Here is an 11,507-nt window from a genome sequence, read left to right as displayed (position 1 = left end):
CCGACTAGACACTTCGGGGATGACGACTGCAAGAGATGTACCCTGCAAACTAGCGTCATATCCAAGATTTCTTGTCAGACGTGGCACGGATACCACTTATTAGACAATGCATATACCCGATCCACTTGAAGATGCTCGCTTCAGGAAGTCTGAGCGATTCATAATTAAGGCTCATTTTTTTATTAAGGGTTATTCCCTTAACAAAAAATGTAACGCAAAGTATGATTTGCCCAGCCTTCCCCAAGGGGCTGGTTTAGAAACGCTTTATGCTGCGTTATTGATTTCGACAATAGAATAACTATTCTCTTCAATCAATGTCTTGCCTAAAGGCGTTTCTAATTCCAGCTGAATCATGCATCTTCAAGTGGAACGGGTATAGAGCACATTGTCCTATATCCACTATCTCTTATATTTTTCTTTTAAGCTTGTGGCTTTTTCACAATAATTGAGCCATTAAATAAGCGGTGAAGATCTAGTTTCACCCCGTGACTAACCAATTTTGCAACGGCTCTCACATACGTTAACTCGTCACTTGTGCCCTTTGCATTCACTGGCACTGATACTCGTGCTTTATGAGCAACTTGATTAGGTTCTTTATTAGAGAGGCCATTTTTACTGCTATCGTCAAAATCTAAAATTTTATCTACCCAGCTGCACAACGAGCGCCCTGGTCCCATTTCAATAAATACCCGCGCACCTTTATCATGCATGGTGTTAATTAAACGGGGGAAATCTACTCGGTCGCATAAACACTTAGCAACACTGTGAGCAATCGCTTTGCTCATTTGTGGTACGGGTAAGTAACAAGAGCTTGAATACATTTTAGTTTTTAAGCGCGCAGTAACGTCCATGGTATAAAGTTCAACCATGTCGTCATATTCAATTTTTGCTGGTGCACTGTGAATTGCATTTGCCATGTTAAGTGGCATAGCACGTACACCAAGTTTTTTAATAACGCGTAGACAATCGGTTGGATAACCACCTAATAATAAACTGTCTGGCGTATTAACTATGGTGCAATAAACACGTTCTTCATCTTCACTGGCAGCGATAACTTCATCTAACGTTGCTTTAATGGTGTAGGTTTCCCAAATCAACTCATCTAGACTTTCAGCTTGGTCATTGCTAGGGCTATTAGTAGGACTACTTGTCGAACTAGGAAGCCCCCAATGCTCACGTAAAGTTAGCAAGTCACCACATAAACGTTGATTGAAGGTATCTGAATTAGCTAAACGTGCGCTCATCAAACCTGGTTGTTGCCATGCACCCAATGCAGCGTACATACTGACTTCACCCATGCTGTAACCTGTAGCAAAGTCTGCCTTTACCTTAAAGACGTTTTCAAATACTTTAGTGAATACACACGCAAAACCAACGCCTGCTTCTGCAATATCAGCCAACTTACCACGGAGGTTTAAATCAAGCTGTTTTAATGCTTTAAAATCAGGACGAATTATGGACCGGGGATTTAATAATTTATCTTTTAAACTTGCGCCAATATCGTCGGCTAAGTTAGCAACATCTTGGTGTATTTCAGGAAAAAGGTGGAATAAATCACGTCCTAAACCGACATACGTTGCACCAATGCCCGGATATAAAAATGAAACATTATTAGTCGCTGATTCACTATTATTAACAGGGCTAGCACTAAAATAGCTGCCTTTTGGCGTTCGCCATTCTTGCTGATTATTCTTATCAGAATTAACATCAGAAAATGCTGCAGGAACACCGGCTTTAGCGAGTTTTATTTCTTTGCTTAGTTCTTCTATCGATTCAGACAATAAGGCAATCGTATAACGACTGCTATTGCCTTTAGACTGTTCAAAACGCGTTAAAGCAATATCTTTAAGTGATGTTCTACTCTGTTCAGCCTTCTCTTCAAGGTTACCTTTAAAAGTAGCTTCAAGCTCATCTTCAAGATCAATTAACTGAGTTAATAAATTAGGTAAATCCTCTGCGCCAATTAATACTAGCTGTAAATCACTACAGGCAATAAAACCATTACTGCGAATATCGCTTGCAGCATGTTTACCATCAATAAGAACAACCTGCTCTTCTTGCAGGATAATATGACAATAATCATGATTATTGTCTGAAACGGTTAAACAACTGTACGCGCCAAAGTGGGCATTACCATTAGGCTGTGGATACCATGGACGAGCCTCTGTTGGAAAGTAACAGCTTGAGCTTTGCCATTTTTCAAGTTCACTGGCTTGTGGTTGTTGCCAATCAGTAATGGCAGGAATATAACGTTGTTGCAGTGCAATAACGGTACGTAACAAACCTAACACTTCAGAAAAGCCAGCCCCTTCTCCAGTAACACTACGTGCACAAGAGATAGCCGTATTTAATGCTTGGTTGGCATCTTTATCGATTACTTTTTTATAGGCAGTTTTATCAATAAAATAATGGTTCAATAAACCTTTTGTTTCAGCAAGCGAAGCATCTTTATTTGATAACGCAGAAACTTCAAGCAAACCAATATCTGTTGCATTAACTTGTGCTTTATCTAACGCTGCAGCAGTAACACTGGCTATATCACTACCCGTTGCAAAACCTTTTAACCGAGAATAGACATAACAGTGATGAGTTTGTGCAAACGTTGCAGGTGCAAATAATAATGCAGCAATACCGCTACACGCTTGATAAGCGCTAAAGTTTTGATCATATGAGATGGTCGCCAGCTCTTGGCAAACATCACTGCTATTTTGCTTATCGCTTAAACTAAGCGCACTAGTACCTTGCAAATTAATACCAAGCAAGGCTACCAAGAAATTTTGCTCAATTAACCTATCTATTTGTTGTAGTGCGCTAGCTAACGAAGTAACAACAATAACATTTTCAATATCAATGACTGTGTTTTCACTGTCGTGCATTAGCACAACAACCTTGATATCAGCGCTATTGACTTGGTTAGCAAGTGCCATACGCTCAACCGTTGCTGAACAGCTTAGCTTGAGTGTTGTATTTTCCTTGTCTGATATTTCAGCTTGATCTAGGCTCTTACCTGAGATATTCCCTGAAAGTTTGCCGAGGTATAGCGCACGTTCAACCCGATCAATATCGGTTTGAACGCTCTGTTCATTTTCAAACTGAGCATCTAAACCAATAATGGCCGTTTTATAATGATTGTTAACCATTACGCACTTGCCTCACTTTCACTTTGCTTAGCTTTCGGTGTAGTTTTCGGTGCCTTTTTAGGTAGGAATAAGTCATTTAAGTTAGCACTAGCCGTCACTTTGGCAGATTTTATCTCACTGAGTAATCGATTGTTTTCATCAATCATTTTAATGTCAGCCACTAAAGAACCACGTTGCTTTCCTTTGCCTGAGCTTTTCACTACCGTTAATTTAAGGTAGAAGTTTTCACCAAGACTGACGTCACGGTATACCGTCCAACTTTGCGTACTTGACGGTAAGCTACCTAAACCTAATTGCTTTTTAGCCCAAACTAACATGGCTTGATAAGCGATATCATTGGCAAAAATGTTCGAGTGTTCGCTTGCACTATTCAACGGGCTAATCGGGAACTCGCCTTGCTTAAGACTTGCCACTGCTGGTACTTGGCATTTCAATAATAGACCTTGCTCATTACACGCAAGTATTGCCTTAATTCCTTGCAGGCTTTCACCGTGGAATAAAGTACCATTAGTATATAAAGCGCCTGCTTCTTCAGTGCTCGAAAGTACTGTTTCCGGAAGTAATTCTGGTAAAGCTTCAGGTAATATAAGTTCAACCGTTGGCGCTTCTTTTCTTTCCGCTTTAGCGACTAATGTCAGCTGAGCGCCATAATGAAATACTGGTTTACCCTGCTCATTAGTACTTGAAATTTTAGTGTCTACTACTAAGCTTTCACCCTCAACTTGAGCAATCATATCGATTGAATATTCTGTTGCTTCACTGCCATCAAAGATGATGCCTTTAAACAACTTATAGTTTGCTAGTCCTTGATAATGAAATGCTGGATAAGCAACCATTGCGGCTTCACTCATCCATGCTATGGCGCACACGGTTGGTAATACTTTGTCATCACCAATGGTGTGGTCAGCTAAAAAGGTATTGTTAGTCGCTAAAAGTGTTTTATTAACACGGCTAGTTAAGCGACTAACTTGTGGCTTTTTTACAGATGCATCCTTAGCTGTATCCTTCGACTTATCTTTAGAGAGGTCATTACCAACAAGGATTTGCGCACAACGGTTAGTATCTGCAGCGAGTTCACTTACCAATAATTTAGCGCCTGCATCAAGTGGAATAATATAAACACCACGGTCGTTAAACATACGTTTAAGCTCTGGTGTTACCATGCCACCATCCCAAGGTCCCCAGTTGAAACTTAATACTTGAGCACTTGGGTTTAATGCTTTAAAACGGTATGCCGTTTTATTTAAAATATCATTAGCGATGGAATAATCAGATTGTCCTGGGTTACCGTAAAAACCGGCCGCTGATGAAAATAACACTAAGTGCTTAATATTTTCGGCATTGGTTGCTGCTAATAAAGACAATAAACCATCTATTTTCGTTGTGTATACCGCGTTAAATTCTTCAAGCGTTTTTTGCTCAATAAACTTGTCCGCTAAGACACCCGCACCATGGATGATGCCAGTAACTTGTAAGGAACCTTGACCTAAGGTTTTTAGTAAAGGCTGAACCGCAGCGCTAACACTTACACTATTCGTCACATCAGCAGCAGCGTAATGCGCTTGCCCGCCTGCCGCTTTAATTGCCGCTAAGGTTTGCGCAATTTCACGATTAGCTAATACCGGACGTACAAACTGTGTCACTTTAACCGGTGTTGGTTTTTCGCCGCTTGCAATCAATGCTTGCATCGCTGCTTTTTTCAAAGCAACTTCATCACTAATGCCTTGTGCCCAGCTTGGCTCGTTGTCATCAAAGGATGAACGACCTAATAAAATAAACTTAGCTTGGTACTGTTTGGCAATTTCGATAACGCAATGTGCTGTAACCCCCTTTGCGCCACCGCTTACCAAAAATACCGAGTCACTGTTAATTGCTGTGTTTGACCCTTTAGCAATTGGTGTTAGTGCATAACTATCGGTAACCACACCAGATAGCGTTAGACGTGAGCCAATGTTATTGCTCAGGTTATCGGTGTCATGTGCTACTTCAACAATACTGCCGTCAATATCAAGTAACTCATCATTGATGATAGTTGCTGCTTTATCTGCTGCTAATTTACTTGATAAATCGATAATTCGACAGAAAACACTGCCTTCGCCAGCGTTCCATTCATGGTTGATGGTTTTAACTAAGCCCGCTAAACCTGCTTGCACTAAGTCGGCTTTCACATTGGCTTTAACTTGTTGCGTACCACTATCAGCATCAATATTAGCAAAGCCTAAAGCGCCACCTTGGCGAGTTACCACAACAAAAGAAGCACGTGCATTAGTCGCTAACTTTACATTCGACAACTTAGCTAATACGAAGGCTAACATTAAGCCTTGTTTTGCCGCTTCTGGGTATTCGATAGCATCAACTGTATTTGCTGCTTGTAAGTAAATAACTGCGTCTAATTGTGCTGTTTTCTCAATGATGTCTTTTACTTGAGCTTCATCAAGTGTTTTATCATGAGTACCAATTTCAACAACATTTACTGCTGTAGCAAACGCTTTTTTCGAATGGCTGACCACCCAATTAGGTTTTAATGCCGTAACTTGCCAACCTGCTTTGATCAGTTGAGCACTTAACGCCACGGCTGCGCCACTACCATCATCAACAACTAACACGTTAGCGCCTGATTGTTTTCCTTCACCGGTAACATCTTGAACAATTTTGTTCACTGAAGATAATGCTGTTAGTTCAACAGTTGCACTAGGTGCGCCTTGAAAGTTAACCGCTGTTTCTACTGACCTACCATTTGCAAGAACAGCAGCAGGGACAGTGGTTTTAACACCAGTTCCTTTAGGGTCAGTAGGATCCGTTGGCGATACTTTACTTTGCATGTAACTTACGATTTCACCTAAGGTACGTAACTCAGCTAAATCTTCTGGATTAAGCTCTGGTAAGTCAGGAATAGTTTCCTGAACAGCACCGAGGATTTCAACACGTTTGATTGAGTCGATACCTAAGTCTGCTTCCATATCCATGGCAAGCTCAAGCATTTCAGTTGGGTAGCCAGTTTTCTCTGCCACTACTGTCATCATTACAGATTGGATGTAATCTAAGTCAATTGCTGGAGCGCTTTCATTCGCTAGCGTACTTGTTTCAGCAATAACATCTGCAACGGGTGTTACCTTAGATTGCATATAACTAACGATTTCACCTAAGGTACGTAACTCAGCTAAATCTTCTGGGTTAAGCTCTGGTAAGTCAGGGATGGTTTCCTGAACAGCACCAAGTATTTCAACGCGTTTGATTGAGTCAATACCTAAGTCTGCTTCCATATCCATGGCTAACTCAAGCATTTCAGTTGGGTAGCCAGTTTTCTCAGCCACTACTGTCATCATTACGGATTGAATGTAATCTAAATCTATTGCAGGAGCGCTGCTTACATTAGTTGGCACAATGATTGACGCAGCTTGGGCATTATCAACAACGGCTACTGACGCTACTGATACTTTACTCTGCATGTAACTTACGATTTCGCCTAAGGTACGTAGCTCAGCTAAATCTTCTGGGTTAAGCTCTGGTAAGTCAGGGATAGTTTCCTGAACAGCACCAAGTATTTCAACACGTTTGATTGAGTCGATACCAAGATCAGCTTCCATGTCCATTTCAAGTTCAAGCATTTCAGTCGGGTAGCCAGTTTTCTCCGCTACTACTGTCATCATAACGCTCTGAATGTAATCTAAGTCAATTGCAGGAGCACTTGCATTAGCTGTCGCATTTGGCACACTTGCTACAACTGTTGCAGGCGCTACTGTTACTTTACTTTGCATGTAACTTACGATTTCACCTAATGTACGTAACTCAGCTAAATCTTCTGGGTTAAGCTCTGGTAAATCAGGGATAGTTTCCTGAACAGCACCCAGTATTTCAACACGTTTGATTGAGTCAATTCCCAAGTCAGCTTCCATGTCCATTTCAAGCTCAAGCATTTCAGTTGGGTAGCCAGTTTTTTCTGCAACCACTTCCATCATCACATTTTGGATGTGAATTAAATCGATTGCAGGCGTGCTGCTTACAGTCGTATTAACTGGGGCACTCGCTACAGGAGCCGCTGATACTTTAGATTGCATGTAGTTAACGATTTCACCTAAGGTGCGCAGTTCAGCTAAATCTTCAGGGTTAAGCTCTGGTAAATCGTTAATGATTTCTTGTACTGAACCTAAGATTTCAACACGTTTTATTGAATCAATACCTAAGTCAGCTTCCATGTCCATTTCAAGCTCAAGCATTTCGGTTGGGTAACCGGTCTTCTCAGCAACCACTTCCATCATCACATTCTGGATGTGTTGTAAATCGATGCTTGGCACAACTGAGCTATCGACTAAATGTAGTGCTGGTGCACTGTCATTCGCTGACGCACTAGGAGCCGCAGTTTGTGCTTTCGACTTCATGTAGTCAACGATTTCGCCTAAGGTACGTAATTCAGCTAAGTCTTCAGGGTTAAGCTCTGGTAAATCAGCAATAATTTCTTGTACTGAGCCTAAAATCTCAACTCGCTTGATTGAATCAATACCTAAATCAGCTTCCATATCCATTTCAAGTTCTAACATTTCTGTTGGATAACCGGTCTTCTCAGCAACTACTTCCATCATCACTGTTTGAATGCGTTCAAGGTCAAGTGATGATTCCTGAACAGGAACAGCAATAGAAACTTCAGCTACCGGCGCCATCGCAACGGCTGTTGCTACTGATTGTGCGGGCGCATTTACTACTGGAGCAGATACTACTGGAGGAGATACGGCGGCAGGTAACGTTTGTGTTGCAGGTGCCACTGAAACTGTTGGCTTAACAACAGGCGCTTGTGTCACTACACTTTTAATAACAGGTGCTTGAGTCGCGATTGGTGATGTTTTAACTATGTTAGAACTCACCTCTGTATTACTTTCAGAAGCAGACAACATCGTTGCCATATTATCAGTTTGGTTATTCAAATATTGCTCATGAACACGCAATGTTTCTGATTGGAAGTCATGATACATACCTAACGTACGGTCTAGGCTTTCAGGTAACTCGCCTGCTTCTTGGTTAGATAGGACCGTATCAAACGTTTTTGCATAGTCTTTTGGACCTTGCATATATTGCTCATGTACGTTTAACAACTGTTGTTGGTGATCAACAAACTGACTAACGCTACGTTCAATACTATTTGCTATATCCGCAGTGTTTACGTTTACTGCAACACTGTTAGCTGCTTGACAATTAGCAACAGTTCCATCTGCGACACTACCATCGAAGACTTTCCCCTCTGCAGTCAGGTAAACAATTCTCTCAACTTCTACAATGCGCTCTACTTCAACGATCTTCTCAACAATTTTTTCAACCACTTGTGGCTCAGGCACAGCAACAGGAACTGACGTTGCTTGTTTAATTGTCCAACCGTCATTTAGTGCATCATCAAATGCCTTTTTAGTTTTAGGACTCACATAAGATGCGCCAGTAAGCTTCATCGCTAGTGGTGACATTTTAGGTGCAGATAATGGACGTTTAACCGCTGAATACGGGTCAATTTCTGTTAGCTCTAAACCAAGTACCGCCATTTGCACTGCTGCTTGACGCATTTGCATATCGGCCGATTTCTTTGGATTAGCATTAACCGCTATGGCTACAACGTCTTCTTTATCTTTTAAGATATTTTCAACAAGTTTGGTTAATACATTTTTAGGTCCAAATTCAACAAATACTCGTCCGCCATCAGCGTAAATGTTGTCAATTTCTTCGTTAAAGTGTACTGATTCTAAAATATGATTTTTCAGTGACTTTTTAATATCAGCCGCTTTATTTGAATGCGCTTTGGCTGTGCCATTTGAATAAACAGGTATAAGCGGCTTATTAAATTTAGCATTATCAATAGCATCGCTAAATGGTTTTTGAGCGTGGCCCACAAGTGGCGTATGGAACGCGGCAGAAACGGGTAATGGTACAACTTTATAACCTTTGCCTTTTAACTCATCGATAGCGATTGCTATTTGAGTGCTTACACCCGCAACAACTACTTGGTTATTAGAGTTGTAGTTTGCAATAGAGATATCTTTGATGTCTTTAATATCATTAGCAATATCAGTTGGACTACCAACAACGGCAATCATAGTGCCCGCATCAAATCCTTCTGCAGCCTCACCTGTAGGTGCTGCCATTGCTTGACCACGACTACGTGCTAACATCATATAGTCACTATCACTTACTACGCCTGCAGCCCAAAGCGCGGTTAATTCACCAAAGCTATGTCCCGCAGTAAAGTCGGCTTTGAAACCAGCATTAGTAAACGCTTTATATAGACCAACACTTAAGGTACCAATTGCAGGTTGTGCGTGTTGAGTTAAACGTAAAGCTTCATCTTGTGCTTTACGTGCATCATCATTAAATACAGGAATTGGATACGTTGTCGGGGTTAATTGACCTAAACCTGCTTGTGTAAACTCACTGTCCATATCTGCAGCAGCTTGCATTACGCTTGGGAAGTTACAAGCAAGCTCGCGGCCCATATTAACGTATTGTGAGCCTTGACCTGAAAAGAGAGCGACAACCTTTCCGCTCACTGACAAGCCAGACTTACGGTAATAAATACCCGTTGGTACTGACCACTCTTCACAAGGAGTGTCACCACCTGATTTCGCTTGAAATTGCGTCAAAGCACCTTCAATCATTTTGATTGCTTCATCAGCATTTTTTGCAACAAAACCACAGCGGGCTAGATCAACCGCTGGTGTTGTTAACGTGTTTTCAACAACTAAGGCGTTAAAAGCGTATGGTTGATCATCTGCTTTAACACTTAATTTATATTTCCAATCTGTTAATGAACTCACTAACTCTTTTTCGTTAGCCGCTGTAACTAACAGTGTTTGTGGCACTGCATTTAAGCGATACTGGCCTTGTGCTTTTGGCGAGTATTCTTCTAATACCATATGGTAGTTAGTACCACCAAAACCAAACGAACTGATACCTGCGCGGCGTGGTAAACCATCTTCACGTGCCATCCAAGGACGTGTTTCGCTGTTTAAATACATTGGACTGTTTTCAATGTCTAACGAGGTATTAGGTTGGTCGATATGTAGTGTTGCTGGTAGCACTTTATGATGAAGCGCTAATACCGCTTTTATCATACCTGCTGCGCCAGCGGCCGCTTTAGCGTGACCAATTTGAGACTTAACAGAGCCTAAGGCGATATGTTGTTTTTGATCATTATCTTGTGAGAAGTGTTTAACTAAGCCGCCAAATTCTGCTGCGTCACCCGCTTTCGTGCCCGTACCATGCGCTTCAATCATGCCACAGCTTTTTGGATCAAACCCTGCATCTTCATAAGCACGTTTTAACGCTTTAGCTTGACCATCTGGGCGTGGTGCGTAAATCGACTTAAAGCGACCATCGCTTGAAGTACCAATACCTTTAAGTACGGCGTAAACTTTATCACCATCACGTTCAGCATCTTCCAAACGCTTGAAAGCCATCATACCGATGCCTTCACCAATCATCATACCTTTTGAATCATTATCAAATGGGCGGATGTCTTCACCTGTTGTAAAAGCAGGAGTTTTTGAAAATGACATATACATAAATGGTGAATTGTCACAACAAACACCACCAGAGATCATTACTTCAGATCTGTGCTCAAGTAAGTCTGAGATAGCTAGCTTAATCGCCGCTAAAGAACCTGCACAAGCCGCATCAACAACACAGTTAGTACCACCAAAATCAAAACGGTTAGCAATACGACCAGAAATAACATTGCCTAACATGCCTGGGAATGAGTTTTCTTCCCAACCGATATAGGCCTTTTTGAACTTTTCAATGATCATGGCGCGATCAGCTTCTTCAACACCTGACGCTTTTAATACTTTCTCTAATACTGGGCCTTGCAAGCGAGACGTTAATGGCGAAATTTGTTTCTGTCCACCACCTACACCTAACGTAATACCAACTTTGTCACGATCGTAACCAGACCCATCACCAATACCTGCATCGTTTAATACTTCACGTGCAACTACTAAAGACAATAACTGAGCGATATCAGTTAACTCTAAAATGTTTGGTGGCAAACCAAATTCCATTGGGTCGAAGTCTATTTCTGGTAAGAAACCACCACGTTTACAATAGGTTTTATCAGCCTCTTTTGGATCGCTCGAGTAATAATCATCCTTTGCCCAACGATCACTGGGTACATCTTTAATTGCATCGACTGATTCAAAAATGTTGTCCCAGTAGTTTTCTAAGTTCTTTGCATCAGCAAAGATAGACGCCATACCAACAATGGCAATAGGACATTCTTGAAGACGAGAATTAAACGCTTTTTCGTCTGCTTCATTCGTTACAGGGTTATTAGATGTGCTTTGCTTTTTAGCCATTGTGGTTTCTCTAAAGTTGTTATTTGCTTGCATTTTCGTT

General features: G+C 41.3%; 2 protein-coding genes. Both read right to left on the bottom strand.

Annotated features, from left to right (window positions below):
* Positions 1–419 precede the first annotated feature (419 nt).
* Positions 420–3,140, bottom strand: a complete 2,721-nt coding sequence (locus tag CXF79_RS10885; RefSeq protein ID WP_101154926.1) for a PfaB family protein — start codon at positions 3,138–3,140, stop codon at positions 420–422.
* Positions 3,140–11,467 carry a type I polyketide synthase gene (locus tag CXF79_RS10880; RefSeq protein WP_101156276.1) on the bottom strand — a complete coding sequence of 2,776 codons (8,328 nt, stop codon included), beginning with the start codon at positions 11,465–11,467 and terminating at the stop codon, positions 3,140–3,142. The genes CXF79_RS10885 and CXF79_RS10880 overlap by 1 nt, the downstream gene beginning before the upstream one ends.
* Positions 11,468–11,507 lie beyond the last annotated feature (40 nt).

This window comes from Colwellia sp. Bg11-28 (assembly GCF_002836245.1).
GTDB classification, from domain to species: domain Bacteria; phylum Pseudomonadota; class Gammaproteobacteria; order Enterobacterales; family Alteromonadaceae; genus Colwellia; species Colwellia psychrerythraea_A.
This window is presented reverse-complemented; position numbering and strand designations above follow the sequence as displayed.